Genomic DNA, 15,911 nt, shown 5'->3' with positions numbered 1-15,911 from the left:
AGGAGCGATGCGCGCGTTGTCCTGCGGCCGCCAGGTGCTGGCCGCGTTGAGCACGGTGGCGCTGCTGGGCGGGTGCGCGCTCGGCAGCGCCGGGCAGGAGTCCGCCGGTGCGCCGCGCCCGGTGGGGGCGGTGACGATGGTGGTGCCCTTCGCCGCCGGCGGCGGCAGCGACATCTCCGGGCGGGCCATGGCCGACGGGCTGGTCTCGGTGCGGCCCGAGCTGCGCGTCGACGTCGACAACCGGGAGGGCGGGCAGGGCGCGGTGGGCTACTCCTACCTGCTGTCCAAGGCCGGGTCGCCGAACTACCTGCTGGCCACCGAGACCTCGCTGCTGTCGCTGCCGCTGAGCGTGGACGTGGCCTTCTCCCACCGCAGCTTCACCCCGATCATGAAGCTCGGCGAGGACTACACGCTGCTGGTGGCGCTGCCGTCCTCGCCGATCACCAGCTGCGCCGACGCGGTCGCCCAGTCCCGCCAGCGGCGGGTGCTGGCCGGGATCTCCGGCGCGGTGGGACCCGATGCGGTGGTGTTCTCCCAGCTGGAGCGCCTCTCCGGGGCGGATTTCGACACCGTGCCCTACGAGGGCGGTGGCGAGACGATGGCCGCAGTGCTGGGCGGGCAGGTCGAGCTGGCCTCGCTCAACCCCAGCGAGGTGATGGGCCAGCTGCGCGCGGGCGAGCTCAAGGCCCTGTGCGTGTTCGCCGACCAGCGCTACGACTACCCGCAGCTGGCGGGGGTGCCGACGTCGGTGGAGCAAGGCATCCCGGTGTCCTTCGCCCAGTTCCGGGGTGTGATCGCCCCGGGCGGGTTGTCCCCGCAGGCCACCGAGTTCTGGTTGGAGGCGGCCCGCGCCTTCGCCGGGTCCCCCGCCTACCGCGACTACGTGGCGTCGGAGTTCCTGCAGCCGCGGGTGGCTTTCGGCGAGGACTTCGCCGCCTACCTGGCCGACAGCGAGAAGGCCCTGGCGCAGGTGGTGCGGCGATGAGCGGGCAACGCGGGCAGGTGGTGCTCTTCAGCGGTTTGGCGCTGCTGGGCGCGGGTTTCGCGGTGTCGTCGTTCGGGTACGGCGTGCTGCTACCGGAATCGCGCATCGGCCCAGGGTTCCTGCCGCTGGTGGCCGGTGGGTTGCTGGCGGTGTTCTCGGCGCTGCTGCTGGCCGAGCAGCTGCGCGCGCCCCACCCGGCGCCGCCGCAGCCCGGTGTCGACGACTTCGGCCGCACCCCGCGGCAGCGGGTGTGGATCCTGCGGCGGGTGTTCGTGCTGCTGCCGGTGGCCGTCGCGCTGGTGCCGCTTCTGGGCATGGCGGTGGCCTTCGGGCTGCTGGTGCTGGTGATCTCCACCTGGCTGGAGGGGCACCGGCCGCTGCCCGCGGTGGCGTTGAGCGCCTGCTCGGCGGCGGCGATGTACGGGGTGTTCGCGGTGGTGCTGCAGGTGCCGCTGCCCACCGGCGTGTTCGGGTTCTAGCCCTTCGGAGGTGATCGCGGTGCTCGACAACCTGCTGCTGGGCGTCTCGACGGCGTTGACCCCGGTGAACCTGCTGTGGTGCTTCGTCGGGGTGCTGCTGGGCACCGTGATCGGGCTGCTGCCCGGGCTCGGGTCCAGCACCGGGGTGGCGATCCTGATCCCGCTGACGCTGACCGTGGAACCGGTGACCGCGCTGATCATGCTCGCCGGGATCTACTACGGCTCGCAGTACGGCGGCACGATCACCTCGGTGCTGCTGTCCACCCCGGGTGAGGCCGCCAGCGTGGTGACCACCTTGGACGGCTACCAGATGGCGCGGCAGGGCCGGGCGGGCGCGGCGTTGGCGATCGCGGCCATCGGCTCGTTCGCCGCCGCGATCGCCTCCCTGGTGCTGCTGGCCGCCGTGGCGCCGCCGCTGGCGTCGGTGGCGCTGCAGTTCGGGCCGCCGGAGAACCTGGCGGTGATGGTGCTGGCGCTGGTGACGATGGTGGTGCTGACCACCGGGTCGAAGCTGCGGGCCGCGGCGATGGCCTGCGCCGGGGTGCTGCTGGCCTGCGTGGGCATCGACGCCGGCACCGGGCAGGCCCGCTACACCTTCGGCAGCGTCGAGCTGCTCTCCGGCATCCCCTACGTCGAGGTGGTCATCGGCCTGTTCGCCGTCGGCGAGGTGCTGCACCAGATCCGCCTCGGCGCGGCCCGCCCGATCCGCGCCCGCTTCCGCGACCTGGTGATCCGCGGCCGCGACATCCGCGACTCGGCCGGGGCCATCACCCGCGGCAGCGCCATCGGGTTCGGGCTGGGCATCCTGCCCGGCGCCGGATCCACCCTGGCCTCGTTCATGGCCTACGGCCTCGAACGGCGGGTCTCGCGCAACTCCGCGCAGTTCGGGCACGGCGCCATCCAGGGCGTGGCCGCGCCGGAGAGCGCCAACAACGCCGCGGCCAACGCCAACTTCATCCCGACGCTGACGCTGGGCATCCCCGGCGGGGCCACCACCGCGGTGCTGCTGGGCGCGCTGACCGTCTACGGCATCCAACCCGGGCCGCTGCTGTTCGACGAACAACCCGACCTGGTGTGGGGCCTGCTGGTGTCGTTCTTCATCGGCAACGTGATCCTGCTGGTGCTCAACCTGCCCCTGGCGCCGGTGTTCGCGCAGCTGCTGCGCATCCCCTACGGCTACCTCTACCCGCTGATCCTGTTCACCAGCTTCGTGGGCGCCTACGCCATCGACAACAACCTCTTCAGCGTCTGGCTGGTGCTGGTCTTCGGCGTCCTCGGCTACGGCATGAAGCGCTTCGACCTGCCGATGGCGCCGCTGGTGGTCGGCGTGGTCATCGGCGCGCTGTTCGAGAAGGCGCTGGTGCAGTCCTCGGCGCTGCTGGACGGCAACCTGTGGCTGCTGGCCACCCAACCGATCACGGTGAGCATCCTCGCAGCCGCGCTGCTGCTGCTCATCGGCCCCGCCCTGGCGCGACGCCTGCGCTCGCGCACCGCATCCCCGGAGGAGACCCATGTCCGATGAGCTGATCACCACCCGCGACGGTGCCGTGCTGCAGGTGGTGTTCAACCGGCCCGCCCAGCGCAACGCCATGACCTGGGCGATGTACGACGGGCTGGTGGCCGCCTGCCGCACCGCCGAGGACGACCCCGGCATCCGGGTGCTGGTGCTGCGCGGCGCCGGGCAGGAGGCGTTCGTGGCCGGGACCGACATCTCCCAGTTCACCGAGTTCACCAGCGGTGAGGACGGGGTGGCCTACGAGCAGCGCATGGAGGCCGTCCTGGAGCGCCTCGAGGCGGTGCGGGTGCCCACGATCGCGGCGATCTCGGGTTACTGCGTGGGCGCGGGCATCGCGCTGGCCGCCGCGTGCGACCTGCGGGTGTCGACCACCACCGGGCGCTTCGGGGTGCCGGTGGCCCGCACCCTGGGCAACTGCCTGGCGATGAACACCTACTCGATGCTGGTGTTCCACCTCGGGCCCGCCCGCGCCAAGGACATGCTGCTGCGCGCCCGCCTGTTCGACGCCGCCGAGGCGCACGCCGCCGGGTTCCTCGCCGAGGTGTGCGAAGTGGACGAGCTGGATGCCACCGTGGCCGGGATCGCCGGGCGGCTGGCCGAGCACGCGCCGCTGACGATGTGGGCGGCCAAGGAAGCGGTCCGGCGGCTGCGGCTGGCGAACCTGCCCGACGGTGATGACCTGGTGCGCACGGTGTTCGGCAGCCAGGACTTCCAGCACGGGGTGCGGGCGTTCCTGGACAAGACCCCGCACCGCTGGCAGGGCCGCTGAGGCTACAGTGGCCTCATGCTTTGACGCCCCCGATCGCCCCCGACGCTCCTTCGCCATCCGCACGAGATTCTTCCGGTGACGAAGGAGAAAGTTTCAGTGACTGATTCGGCTGTGGTGGTCCCGGAGTCCTACGCCGCCACCCACCGCGAGATCTTCGGTGACGGCCGCTGGCTCACCGACCTGCCCGCGCTGGCCGAGCGGCAGCTGGCGGCGTGGGATCTTCGCCCCGACGGCGCACCCCAGCACGGCATGGTGGCCCTGGTCCTGCCGGTGCTGCGCGCCGACGGCACCAGGGCAGTGCTGAAGTTGCAGCCCGTCACCCCCGACACCGCCGGTGAACCGCTGGGGCTGCGGGCCTGGGACGGTCGCGGCGCGGTGCGGTTGCTCGCCCACGATCCGGACTCGGGCAGCATGCTGCTGGAACGCCTCGGCCAGACCGCGCTGTCGAGTGTGGACGATGACGATGCCGCGGTGGGTGTCCTCGCCGGACTGCTGCAACGCCTGCACGCCACCCCCGCCCCACCGGGCGTGCGGGACCTGGGGGCCATCGCGGCGGCGATGGTGCGAGACACCCCGCGGGCGTGCGCGCAGCTGACCGACGAGGAGGGCAGGTTGCTGCGGCGCTGCGCCGACATCGTCACCGACCTGCTCGACGAACCCGGCGACCGGTTGCTGCACTGGGACCTGCACTACGACAACGTCCTGGCCGGTGCGCGGGAACCGTGGCTGGCCATCGACCCGCAGCCGCTGATCGGCGACCCCGGCTTCGACCTGCTGCCCGCGCTGGACAACCGCTGGGAGCAGATGGTGGCCACCGGGGACCTGCCCGCCGCGCTGCGCCGCCGCTTCGCGATCCTCACCGAGGTGCTGGGCCTGGACCGGCGCCGGGCGGTGGGCTGGTCGCTGGCGCGAGTGCTGCAGAACTGCCTGTGGGACGTCGAGGACGGCCATCCCCGCCTCAACCCGGTGCAGACCACCATCGCCGACACCCTGCTGCCCCTGGGGCCGTGACTCAGCGCCGCACCTCGAGCAGGCCCGCGATCTCGCGGAACGCCTCGGCGGTGTCGCGGTCGCGGACCTGCGGCGGCAGGGTTCCGGACAGGGTGAGCGTGGCGAAGCCGTGCGCGAGCGACCAGGCGGCCAGCGCCGCCCGCTCCGCCTCGGCCTCGCCCAGACCGGCCGGTAGCCCGGCGCGCAGTGCCCGTGCCGTGGCGGCCTTGGCCGCCAGCAGGTCCGGATCGTCGGCGCGCCACAGGTCGGGGCGCTGCATCACTTCGAAGTGCCCGGGGTGGCGCACGGCGAAGCCGACGTAGCGCACCCCCATCTCGCGCAGGTCGGGTGCCGCGGCCAGCAGTTCCTCGGTGAGCAGCTGCTGGCCTTCGGCGGCCAGCGCGGTGAACAGGCCCGGCTTGTCGCCGAAGTGGTGGCGCGGCGCGGCGTGCGAGACCCCGGCGCGGCGGGCCAGCTCGCGCAGGCTCAGCTGCGCCGTGCCGTGGTCGGCGATCATCTCCACGGCCGCCGACAGCAGGGCCGCGCGCAGGTCGCCGTGGTGGTAGGGACGCGTCACGCCCCCATCTTGCCATTGACAAGACCGGATCGGCACCGGCATCTTGCCAATGACAAGATGCCTGATCGGGAGGCCCCATGAGCCAGGAGATCGCCACCGCCCGCCAGATGTGGTGGCTGCTGGAACCCATCCACGCGGTCCTGTACTACGCACCCGTCGCCTTCGACCACGCCCAGCGCCTGGGCTACCGGGTCGAGACGCGCTGGCCCAGCTACTTCGCCTGGCGCGCCGCACCCCTGGGCGCGGTCGACGCCGACACCGTCACCACCGCCTTCTACAGCTTCGACCCGCACATGGTCGCCGAACACATCCCCGCGGCCTGGAACACCGCCACCCCGCAGCAGATCCTCACCGCACGACTGTCGGCGATCGACCACTTCTACCGGGACACACCCGCGCAGCTGCCCCAGGCCGCCGCGCTCGCCCGCCGGGCAGCCGAAGCCGCCGACGTGCACGACCGGCCGCTGGCCGCGGCCAACACCGCACAACCCTGGCCCGACGAACCGCACCTCGTGCTGTGGCAGGCCGCGACGATCCTGCGCGAGCACCGCGGCGACGGCCACCTCACCGCCCTGCGCGACCACGACCTCGACCCGGTCGAATCCCTGGTCTCCTTCGCCTCGGTCGGGGCGGCACCACCCGAGGTGTTCACCAGCCGCGGCTGGAGCCAGCAGCAGTGGGACGCCGCACGCGAGCGCCTGCGCACCCGCGGCTTGATCGACGAATCCGGCCAGGCCACCGACACCGGGCACCAGGTCCGCGCCGCCGTCGAACACCGCACCGACGAACTCGCAGCCACCCCCTGGCGCGCCCTCGGAGCCGACACCGCCACCCTCGCCGCACTGCTGCGACCGGTGCTCGACAAAGCCGTCGGCGCCGGAGTGCTGCCGCCCCGAAGCACCCTGGGCATCGGAATGCGGTTCACCCGCCCGTGATCAGCAGCCCCAGGTCAGGAACCGGTAGTGCAACCCCGTCGAGGACTCCAGCCACGGCCCGACCGAATCCGGCGCCCGCCCCACCTCCGGGGCGTAGGTGTCGCCCTCGAAGGACTCCCGGATCTCGGTGACCACGATCCGGTCCGCCAGCGGCAGCGCCGCCCGGTACACCGCCGCACCACCCATCACCCACACGTCCCCGGACACCGCGGCCAGCGCCTGCTCCAGATCCGCGAAGGTCTCCGCGCCCTCCTGCGGGGTGCGCGAGAGCACGAGGTTGCGCCGCCCCGGCAACGGCCGGAACCGCGGCGGCAACGACTCCCACGTGCGCCGTCCCATCAGCACCGTCGCCCCGCTCGTCACCGACCGGAAGTGCTTGAGGTCCTCCGGCAGGTGCCAGGGCATCGTCCCGTCCCGGCCGATCACACCGGTGACCGACTGCGCCCAGATCAGCCCGATCACACCGCCACCGGCGCCTTGATGCCGGGGTGCGGGTCGTAACCCTCCACCGAGAAGTGCTCGAAGGTGTAGTCGAACAGGCTCGCCGCCGGTGCCAACCGCAGCGTCGGGAACGGCCGCGCCTCGCGCGCCAGCTGCGTGCGCACCTGCTCCACGTGGTTGTCGTAGATGTGGCAGTCGCCGCCGGTCCAGATGAAGTCACCGACCTCCAGCCCCACCTGCTGGGCGATCATGTGCGTCAGCAGCGCGTAGCTGGCGATGTTGAACGGCACCCCCAGGAACAGGTCCGCGCTGCGCTGGTACAGCTGGCAGGACAACTCCCCGTCGGCCACGTAGAACTGGAAGAACGCGTGGCACGGCGGCAGCGCCATCCGCGGGATGTCGGCCACGTTCCAGGCCGAGACGATGATCCGCCGCGAATCGGGGTTCTCCCGCAGCGTGCGCAGCACCTCGCTGATCTGGTCGACGTACCCGCCGTCCGGCGTCGGCCACGACCGCCACTGCACCCCGTAGATCGGCCCGAGGTCACCGTCGGGTCCGGCCCACTCGTCCCAGATGGTCACGCCGCGCTCCTGCAGCCAGCTGGCGTTGGAGTCCCCGCGCAGGAACCACAGCAGCTCGTAGGCGATCGAGCGGAAGTGGACCTTCTTGGTGGTGATCAGCGGAAAACCGTCGGAGAGCCGGTAGCGCAGCTGGTGCCCGAAGATCGACCGCGTCCCCGTGCCGGTCCGGTCGTCCTTGCGGGCCCCCGCGTCGAGCACGTGGCGGAGGAGGTCTTCGTACTGCGTGTCCGGCATACCCCCGAGCCTAGACGAGCCGCCCCGACGGCCCCGGGACCCCGGTCCGCCCACGAGATCGAGATCATCGCCGCCGGGTTGGCGCTCAACGCGGCCAGGCGGCTCCAGCACGACCGGTCGGCCGGGCTCAGTCCGCCGCGCGATCGAACGAGTTGCCGTGCAGGTCAGCGACTCCTCCGCATTCGTGAATCATCTTCACATTCTGTGGTGGTTCCACTACCGTCGCCGACCATGACCCACCGCCGCCGCTGGACCACCACCCTGGCCGCGTTCGCCCTCACCCTCACCGCAGCCACACCCGCCTGGGCCACCGACAACCCCCGACCCCTCACCGACCTCGACGGCAACCCCCTCATCCCGCACGGCTTCAACAACGGGCACAGCTCCAAGGACTCACCCGACGCCATGCCCTGGACCACCCCCGCCGACATCACCGCCGAAGCAGACAAGATCGGCTCCAACTCCGTCCGCCTGCTCATCTACTGGTCCAAAGTGGAACCCGAACCCGGCCGCTACGACGACGCCTACCTCGACGACATCACCGAACGCATCGCCGCCTACGACCGCGCCGGCATGCACGTCGTCCTCGACATGCACCAAGACCTCTGGGGCCCGGCCGTCACCGGCACCGGCCGCAACGGCGGCGCCCCCGCCTGGGCCAGCCACTTCGACGGACTCCCCGCCACCCTCCAAGACCCCTGGCCGCTGACCTACCTCCAACCCGGCGTCATGCGCGCCTTCGACCACTTCTGGGGCACCACCGGACAACACCCCGAACTCGCCGAGCACTTCACCGCCGCCTGGCAGCACGTCGCCCAGCGCTACGCCACCGACGACCGCGTCCTCGGCTACGACCTGTTCAACGAACCCTGGGGCGGCAGCGTCCCCTGGCCCTTCTTCGAGAAGAACCACCTCGCACCGCTCTACCAGCGCACCATCGACGCCATCCGCGAAGTCGACCCCACCCGCTGGATCTTCGTCGAACCCCAGGCCTTCGGCGTCAACCAAGCACTCATCCCCTCAGCCCTGCCCGAGCTCACCGACCCCCGCCCCGGCCAACCCCGCCTCGCCTACGCCCCGCACCTCTACCCGCTGCTGCTCGACACCGGCCAGTCCTACACCGGCATCACCCGCACCCTCACCCGCGAAACCCTCCGCAAGTGGTTCGCCGACAACACCGCCACCGCACGCCGCCTCAACATGCCCATGGTCATCGGCGAATTCGGCCTCGACGCCACCAAACCCGGCGCCCTGGACTACGTCGACGACGTGCTCGCCGAAGCCCGCCGAGCAGGCGTCGGCTGGTGGTACTGGTCCAACGACCCCGGCACCTGGGGCCCCTACAACCCCGACGGCACCTGGGCGCCCCTGGCCGACCACGTCGCCGCCAGCACCCGCTGCACCCTCAACTGCGCGCCTCGCTGACCGCCTCCGCCGCGCTGTCCCGGCACGCGAACCGATCCCGCAACCCCGCCACCACCAACAACCGCCACACCGCACCACCACCCGGAACCACCAGCAACCCCACACCGCGATGCTCAGCACGCCGCTGCACGTGCAACAACAACTCCACCGCAGCACTGCTGGCGAACGACACCTCCGACAGATCCAGCACCACCGTCCGCAACGCCGCCGCGGTCAACCGCTGCCGGATCAACTCCGTCAACCTCGGCACCGTGGCCAGATCGATCTCACCCCCGATGCGCACCACCACCACACCCGAGGCCGGCCACTCCACCGCCAACCGCAACGCCGACGAACAACCGTGCCCGATCACCGGATCCACCGGCGCCCGCGGCGCGACGATCGCAGGACCACTCCCGGCCCACGCGACCGGACGCATACCGGATCTGGAGACGATCACGCTACCTCCCCCTGAACTCGCGAATCGACGGTCCGACTTCGGCCACGGGCCCAGAACTCGTCGCTGCGCTCCACGCAAGAGGTGCTCCGTGGCGGCTGCTCAACCGCAACCCCCACCGTAAGAGCCACCAGCCAACCCAACAAGGCTCACCACGTTCGTGTGACAACCAGGCCCTGGCCCACCACTACCAGCAGCCGCCAACCCCACCAAACGACCCTCACACCCCAAACGCGCCCCACCACCCGCAGCACAGCGTGACCGCTCACCCGAACACGCTGTGCCGCTGAACCGGCTCCCGCACCACCTCCACCGGACCGCTCGGCGCCGCGTGCCGACCACCCGACACCGGCTCCCACACCGTCGACACCACCAACGACAACTCCCCGTCCACCACGTCCACCGACACCTGATCACCCGCCGACACCGAACCACCCAGCACCATCGACGCCAACCGGTTGTCCAGCTCCCGCGCGATCACCCGCCGCAACGGCCGCGCCCCGAACTCCGGCTGGTACCCCCGCTCCACCAACCAGTCCAACCCCGCATCCGACACCACCAACCGCACGCCCTTGGCCGACAGCTGCGCCGCCGTCCGCTCCAACAACAACGACGCGATCCGCCGCAACTGCTCCCCCGCCAACGGCCGGAACACCACCACATCATCAATCCGGTTGATGAACTCCGGCCGGAAGAACGCCCGCAACTCCTCCAGCACCACCAACGCCGACTCCCCCGCATCGGCACCGGCATCCACGATCCGATCCGCCCCGATGTTCGAGGTCATGATCACCACCACGTTGCGGAAGTCCACCAACCGACCCTGCGCATCGGTCAACCGCCCCGCGTCCAACACCTGCAACAACGTGTTGAACACATCCGGGTGCGCCTTCTCCACCTCGTCCAGCAGCACCACCGAGTACGGCTGCCGCCGCACCCGATCGGTCAGCTGACCGGCCTCCCCGTACCCCACGTACCCCGGCGGCGCCCCCACCAGCCGCGACACCGTGTGCTTCTCCTGGAACTCCCCCATGTCCAACCGCAACAACCGCTGCACGTCCCCGAACAACGCGTGCGCCAACGCCCGCGCCAACTCCGTCTTGCCCACCCCCGTCGGCCCCAGGAACAGGAAGCTCCCGATCGGCCGGTCCGGATCCGCCAACCCCGCCCGCGCCCGGCGCACCGCCTCGGCCACCGCCGCCACCGCCGCGTCCTGCCCCACCACCCGCGACCGCAGCTGCTCCTCCAACCCCAGCAACCGCTCCACATCCGCCGCGCTGACGTCCGCCACCGGAATCCCGGTCCGCGACGCCACCACGTCGGCCACGTCATCGGCCACCACCGTCGGCTCGAACACCGCCGACTCCCGCACCTCACCACCGCGCCGCAACCGCACCCGCGAACACGCCTGGTCCAGCAGGTCCACCGCCTTGTCCGGCAAGAACCGGTCCGCGATGTAGCGCTGCGACAACTCCGCCGCCGCCGACAGCGCCGAATCATCGATGCGCACCCGGTGGTGCCGCTGGTAGCGCTCCCGCAACCCCTCCAGCACCACCACCGTGTCGGCCACCGACGGCTCCTCCACCATGATCGGCGCGAACCGGCGCTCCAACGCCGGATCCCTCTCCACGTGCTTGCGGTACTCCTCGACCGTCGTCGCCCCGATCAACCGCAGCTCACCGCGCGCCAACGCGGGCTTGAGCATCGTGCCCGCATCCATCGACCCCTCACCGGCACCAGCACCCACGATGCTGTGCAGCTCGTCGATGAACACCAGCACGCTGTCCCGGTTCGCCCGGATCTCGGCCATCACGTCCCGGAACCGCTGCTCGAACTCACCCCGGTACTTCGCCCCGGCCACCATCCCGGCCAGGTCCAGCGACACCACCCGCACATCCGCCAACGACCACGGCACCGCGCCCTCGACGATCCGCCGGGCCAGCCCCTCCACGATCGCCGTCTTGCCCACCCCCGGATCACCCACGAACACCGGGTTGTTCTTCGACCGCCGCCCCAGCACCTCGATCGCCTGCTCGATCTCGGCGTCCCGGCCCACCACCGGGTCCAACCGACCGGCCCGCGCCAGCTCGGTCAGGTCCAACCCGAACTCGTCCAGCCGCGGCGTCACGCTCAACACCGACCCAGCCCCACCCCGATCACCCAACTCGATCGCCCGCGCCAACGCCCGACCCGCCACCGAATCCGCATCCGCCGCCAGCCCCAGCACCACGTGCCGCGCCCCGACCACATCAGCGCCCTCGCTCAACGCCTGCTGATAAGCCCCCAGCAACGCCCGCCGCGCCGCCGAGGACAGCACCGGCCGCCCCGCACCCGACAGCTCCTGCCCGACCACCGCCGAGCGCACCGCAGCGGCCAGCTCCTCCACCCGGACCCCGGAGGACACCAGCAGCTCGGCCGTCGCCGGAACCTGCGTCACCGCCCACAGCAGGTGCGCGCTGTCCAGCTCCCGACCACCCCAGTCCACAGTGGCCCGAACCGCCTTCGACACCACCTCGTGCGCCTGCTCGTCCAGCAACGAGCCCAACGTGAACGAGCGCTCCGCGGCCGTTGCCCCGTCCGCCCCGGAGAACACCTCGCTGAACAGCGAATCGAAGGCGGCAGAGGAATCACCGACACTGCCGCGAACCACAGGGCCACCTCCACACCCACACGCACCAGCCCCGCCCGCGCACCCCCAACACCGGAGAGCCGCGGACCAGCACAACTCGATCACCGCAGCCGCGATGCAAGCACCAACATACTGAGCAGCCCGGCAACGCCGAGCACACCCACCCCGCTGAGCCGGACCGCCCGGCTCAGCTCGCCCGCTTCTGCGCCTTCTCGATCGCCTCCGCCAACCGGGTCAGCTCCTTGCCGATGTGCGACAACCGCTCCGCCATCACGCTCGCGTGCCCCGACAGCGGACCGACGTGCCCGGCCGCCCGCAACCACTCCGTGACCCCGCCGACCCCGGCGGACATGCCCTCCACGGTCAGCGAGAACCCGCGCATGACCCGCTCGATCTCCGGCACGTCGTGCGGCACCGACGGATCCCGCAACCGCTCGCCCAGCGCCACCGTCGCCTCGCCCACCTGCCAGGCGACCTCGGCCGAGTACCCCTGCTCGCCGGATTCCTCACCCCGTCTCGTCCCCGACCGCCGAGGTGGCGCGTGCCTACCCGCCTGCGACGGCGTGCTCTCGGAATGTCCAGCGGAAGTCATAGCGACCCAATCAACCCGAAACCGATGCCCAACTCCACCCCGACGCGCCCGAAGACCCCCAACCGGTGGCGGCGAACCACCCGATCCCCAGGACTCCGCAACGCAGGAGCAGGTGCAGCTGAGGTTATCGCGTCCGGGCCGGGGTTGGTGCAAGCTGATCCGGAGGATTAATTTTGGTGGACACTGAAACCAGAGAGACAATCAAAGTCAATGCTGGTCGTGCTCCGGATGTGCCGGGAGAGATCCACCTCAGAGCGGCCCCACCCCTCGCCGCGAGCGCTCTCCGCTCCTCCCACCAGCACGCGGCGCCGAGGGCAACAGTCGTTGGCCTCCCCTTCGCCTGCAGGGCGCTCCCGCAGGTACATCGGGAGCTTCGAGGCGACGGGCCCCTCCCCCGGTCATAGCGGTCTTCGGTCTGGACTTCTGGGCGGGTGCGGCCAACTGCGGAGCGGTTCTTTCGATTGACACTGAAACCACAGATGCAAATGACTCTTGCGGAGCCTTGCTGGTGCGGTCCGCCCCAGCAAGGGGGATCAGGCGAACTCGGCGAGGATGCCGTGGATCTCCTCGTCCGTGGTCGCCCTGAAGTCGCGGTACCACTGCCCCACCGCGGCGAAGCCGACCGGCTGCAGCACGCAGACCACCACGTCCGCCTCCTTGCGCAGCAGGGCCACCGCGTCCGGCGAGCCCACCGGGACCGCGAGCACCACGTTGCGCGGTTCGGACTCGCGCAGCATCCGCACCGCCGCCCGGGCCGTCGCGCCCGTGGCCAGGCCGTCGTCGACCAGCACCACGTCGCGGCCGGTCAGCGGCAGCGGCTCACCGCGCTGGAACAGCTGCTCCCGGCGCCGGGCCTCCGCCCGCTCGCGCTCGCACGCGGCCTGCAGGGTCTGCTCGTCCAGGTGGAACGAGCGCACCAGGTGCGGGTCGTAGCTGGCCGGACCGTCGGCCGTCACCGCCCCCACCGCCAGCTCCGGCTGGCTCGGGGCGCCGATCTTGCGCGCCACGCACACCCGCAGCGGCGCCCCGAGCACCCGCGCGACCTCCGCCGCGACCGGCACCCCACCGCGGGCCAGGCCGAGCACGACGGGGTCGACCAGCTCCAGCCCGCTCATCCGCTGGGCCAGGACCTGCCCGGCGTGCCTGCGGTCGGTGTAGCCGGTGGTGGTCCGCTCCGGGAAACCCATGCGAGGCATCGCTCGCCTCCCGTCCGCCGCGCACCTCCGCGCGGCAGCAATCGGGCAATCCGCTCATCTCGATGATGCCCGCCCGACACCGCCGGGCGAAACCCCGGAACGCGGTTCGAGCCGGATCAGCCGCGGAACCCGGAGACCCGCAGGACCCGCAGCCGGTTCAGCGCCGCGGCCAGCTCGAACCGGCGCGGCACCGCGAAGTCGCCGACGTAGCGGTCGTCGACCGCGGCCACCCCGCGCTCGGCGACGTCGGCCGCGAAGGCCTCCAGCACCTCGGCCACCGTCCGCTCGCCGTCCAGCACCCCGCGCCGCGCCAAGCTGACCAGCGCCAGGCCGATCCCGGTCACCTGCGCGGGGTCGACCACCTGCTCCACCCCGCGCAGCTCCACTGTGGACTCCCCCAGCGTCAGCGCGTCCACCCCGCGAGCGCGGACCTTGGGCCGCTCGGTGGGGATCGACCGCTGGTCCACCACCCGGTGGCGCACCGGGGGGAAGGACTCCGCCTCGGAGTGCCGCCCCGTGGGCTGCGCGGCCAGCTGCTTGGCCCGGGCGGTCACGTCGTGCGCGCGGTAGGCGTCGAGCATCACCACCTGGTCGGCGACGTCCATGTAGTCCCCGGACCCGCCCATCACCAGCACCGTGGACACCCCGTGCGCGGCGTGCAGCGGGCGGATCAGGTCCACGAACGGCGTCAGCGGCTCGGCGGACTTGGCCACCAGCGCCTGCATCCGGGCGTCCCGGATCATCAGGTTGGTGGCCGCGGTGTCCTCGTCGACCAGCAGGACCTTGGCCCCGGCCTCCACCGCCTCCACGATCGCCGCGGCCTGCGAGGTCGAGCCCGAGGCGTTGTCGGTGGAGAAGTCGGTGGTGTCCGCGCCGGTGGGCAGGTGGCTGACGAACGGGCTGACGTCCACCCGGTGCACCCGCCGCCCGTCCTCGGCGCGGATCTTCACCGTGTCCTCGCGGCAGGCCACCAGCTCCCGGCCGTCCCCGGGGACGTGGTCGTAGACGCCGAACTCCAGCGCCCGCAGCAGCGTCGACTTGCCGTGGAACCCGCCGCCGACGATCAGCGTGATCCCCTCGGGCACGCCCATCCCGGTCACCCGGCCCCGGTTGGGCAGCTCCACCGCCGCCCGCATCGACTCCGGCGACTCGAAGGGCACCCCGTCGGACAGCGGCCGCTCGTCGACCCCGCTGCGCCGCGGCAGCATCGCGCCGTCGGCGACGAACGCGATCAACCCCAGCTCCGGCAGCTGCCGCCGCAGCGCGTCGGTGTCCTCCACCGACGCCACGAACTCGCGCACCCGCGCCTGATCAGCGGTGGCCCACCGCAGCGCGGTCTCGACCACCCCCGGCAGCTCGTCGCACAGCGCCCGCTCGGCCTGGCGGCCGTCGATGGTGCGGCCCCGCCCCGGCAGGTCGATGCCCAACCGCAGCACCACTTCCCCGCCGACCACCTGGCAGGCCGAGCGGTCCAGCACCTGCTGGCGACCGGCGTCGACCCGAAGTCGGCTGTCGCGCAGCCGCCGGTGCGCGGCCCGCACCAGGTACCCGGCCAGCGCCCGGGCCCGCACCGGCTCGCCCCAGAGCTGCTCGGGGAACCCGGCCACCGGTTCGGCGACGCGGACCTCGCAGCGGCTGGCCGGGGCGTAGGGGTCGGGCTGCACGCGCTGGACCTCCAGGGTGAACCCGGGGAAGGACCACCGGCCCCGCAGCGACTTGTAGCGGCCGTAGCTCGCGCCGTGCGCGGCCCGCAGCTCCTGCCGGAGCGCCTGCTCGTCCCCGCGATCACCACCGGCGAACTCGCGATCGTCCGGTCGCCGCCGGTACCCGCGCCGCCCCGCTCCGGGGCCACCCGCTCGTTGTGCCATGCCCGAGACCTACCTGACCGCGGCGGGATTCTCCAATCGGGAGATCTGCGTCACCCGCACACCACTGTGGACTGGCACCACCGGGCAAACCCGGCGAATCGGCGCGTCGGAACACAGCGGCACCAGGGGGGCCGCGTTATTCTCCGACCGCCAGAAGATCCCCATGCCCCCGCCGGTCCAACGGCCCGGCTCCGATCGACGTTCCGCGTCGGTGAGGAGGCGAGTTCAGTGCGACGTTCGTTCGGCAAGAACCACCGG

General features: G+C 71.8%; 15 protein-coding genes. 7 read left to right on the top strand and 8 right to left on the bottom strand.

Annotated features, from left to right (window positions below):
• The first annotated feature begins 7 nt into the window (after positions 1-7).
• From F1721_RS11130 to F1721_RS11110, 5 genes are all read left to right on the top strand, one after another.
• The gene (locus F1721_RS11130) at positions 8-985 is read left to right on the top strand and encodes a tripartite tricarboxylate transporter substrate binding protein (RefSeq protein WP_150066553.1); all 978 of its coding nucleotides are present in this window, start codon (positions 8-10) and stop codon (positions 983-985) included.
• The gene (locus F1721_RS11125; protein ID WP_246154667.1) at positions 982-1,464 is read left to right on the top strand and encodes a tripartite tricarboxylate transporter TctB family protein; all 483 of its coding nucleotides are present in this window, start codon (positions 982-984) and stop codon (positions 1,462-1,464) included. Before F1721_RS11130 ends, F1721_RS11125 begins: the two co-directional genes overlap by 4 nt.
• Before the next feature lie 19 nt (positions 1,465-1,483).
• Positions 1,484-2,986 carry a tripartite tricarboxylate transporter permease gene (locus F1721_RS11120; RefSeq protein WP_150066552.1) on the top strand — a complete coding sequence of 501 codons (1,503 nt, stop codon included), beginning with the start codon at positions 1,484-1,486 and terminating at the stop codon, positions 2,984-2,986.
• Positions 2,976-3,749 carry an enoyl-CoA hydratase/isomerase family protein gene (locus F1721_RS11115; RefSeq protein ID WP_150066551.1) on the top strand — a complete coding sequence of 258 codons (774 nt, stop codon included), beginning with the start codon at positions 2,976-2,978 and terminating at the stop codon, positions 3,747-3,749. The genes F1721_RS11120 and F1721_RS11115 overlap by 11 nt, the downstream gene beginning before the upstream one ends.
• A gap of 96 nt (positions 3,750-3,845) precedes the next feature.
• Positions 3,846-4,760 (top strand): aminoglycoside phosphotransferase family protein, encoded by a 915-nt coding sequence (locus F1721_RS11110; protein WP_150066550.1) that lies wholly within the window; start codon positions 3,846-3,848, stop codon positions 4,758-4,760.
• A gap of 1 nt (position 4,761) precedes the next feature.
• On the opposite strand, the gene F1721_RS11105 is transcribed toward F1721_RS11110, so the two are convergent.
• Positions 4,762-5,316 (bottom strand): TetR/AcrR family transcriptional regulator, encoded by a 555-nt coding sequence (locus tag F1721_RS11105; protein ID WP_281288753.1) that lies wholly within the window; start codon positions 5,314-5,316, stop codon positions 4,762-4,764.
• Between the two features lie 77 nt (positions 5,317-5,393).
• On the opposite strand from F1721_RS11105, the gene F1721_RS11100 reads away from it, so the two are divergent.
• Complete coding sequence (locus F1721_RS11100; RefSeq protein ID WP_150066548.1) at positions 5,394-6,251, top strand: SCO6745 family protein; 858 nt, start codon at positions 5,394-5,396, stop codon at positions 6,249-6,251.
• Here F1721_RS11100 and F1721_RS11095 read toward each other — a convergent pair whose 3' ends face one another.
• Complete coding sequence (locus F1721_RS11095) at positions 6,252-6,713, bottom strand: dihydrofolate reductase (RefSeq protein WP_150066547.1); 462 nt, start codon at positions 6,711-6,713, stop codon at positions 6,252-6,254.
• Positions 6,710-7,507, bottom strand: a complete 798-nt coding sequence (locus tag F1721_RS11090; RefSeq protein ID WP_150066546.1) for a thymidylate synthase — start codon at positions 7,505-7,507, stop codon at positions 6,710-6,712. Before F1721_RS11090 ends, F1721_RS11095 begins: the two co-directional genes overlap by 4 nt.
• Before the next feature lie 231 nt (positions 7,508-7,738).
• Between F1721_RS11090 and F1721_RS11085 the strand changes: the two genes are divergently transcribed.
• On the top strand, positions 7,739-8,932 hold the full coding sequence (locus F1721_RS11085) for a glycoside hydrolase family 5 protein (protein ID WP_150066545.1): 1,194 nt from the start codon (positions 7,739-7,741) through the stop codon (positions 8,930-8,932).
• Here F1721_RS11085 and F1721_RS11080 read toward each other — a convergent pair.
• From F1721_RS11080 to F1721_RS11060, 5 genes are all read right to left on the bottom strand, one after another.
• Positions 8,913-9,371 carry an STAS domain-containing protein gene (locus F1721_RS11080; RefSeq protein ID WP_246154664.1) on the bottom strand — a complete coding sequence of 153 codons (459 nt, stop codon included), beginning with the start codon at positions 9,369-9,371 and terminating at the stop codon, positions 8,913-8,915. The genes F1721_RS11085 and F1721_RS11080 overlap by 20 nt on opposite strands.
• A gap of 262 nt (positions 9,372-9,633) precedes the next feature.
• Positions 9,634-12,018: an ATP-dependent Clp protease ATP-binding subunit gene (locus tag F1721_RS11075; RefSeq protein ID WP_150066544.1), complete on the bottom strand. Its 2,385-nt coding sequence runs from the start codon at positions 12,016-12,018 to the stop codon at positions 9,634-9,636.
• A gap of 166 nt (positions 12,019-12,184) precedes the next feature.
• A complete protein-coding gene (locus F1721_RS11070) occupies positions 12,185-12,460 on the bottom strand; it encodes a hypothetical protein (RefSeq protein ID WP_246154662.1) in 276 nt (91 codons plus the stop codon).
• A gap of 662 nt (positions 12,461-13,122) precedes the next feature.
• On the bottom strand, positions 13,123-13,785 hold the full coding sequence (locus tag F1721_RS11065; RefSeq protein WP_387511505.1) for a phosphoribosyltransferase: 663 nt from the start codon (positions 13,783-13,785) through the stop codon (positions 13,123-13,125).
• Positions 13,786-13,901: 116 nt separating this feature from the next.
• Positions 13,902-15,653: an ABC-ATPase domain-containing protein gene (locus F1721_RS11060; protein WP_150066542.1), complete on the bottom strand. Its 1,752-nt coding sequence runs from the start codon at positions 15,651-15,653 to the stop codon at positions 13,902-13,904.
• Positions 15,654-15,911 lie beyond the last annotated feature (258 nt).

The sequence above is a fragment of the Saccharopolyspora hirsuta genome (genome assembly GCF_008630535.1).
Classification (GTDB): domain Bacteria; phylum Actinomycetota; class Actinomycetes; order Mycobacteriales; family Pseudonocardiaceae; genus Saccharopolyspora; species Saccharopolyspora hirsuta.
The sequence above is the reverse complement of the archived record's forward strand: the minus strand, read 5'-3'. Positions and strand labels throughout refer to the sequence as shown.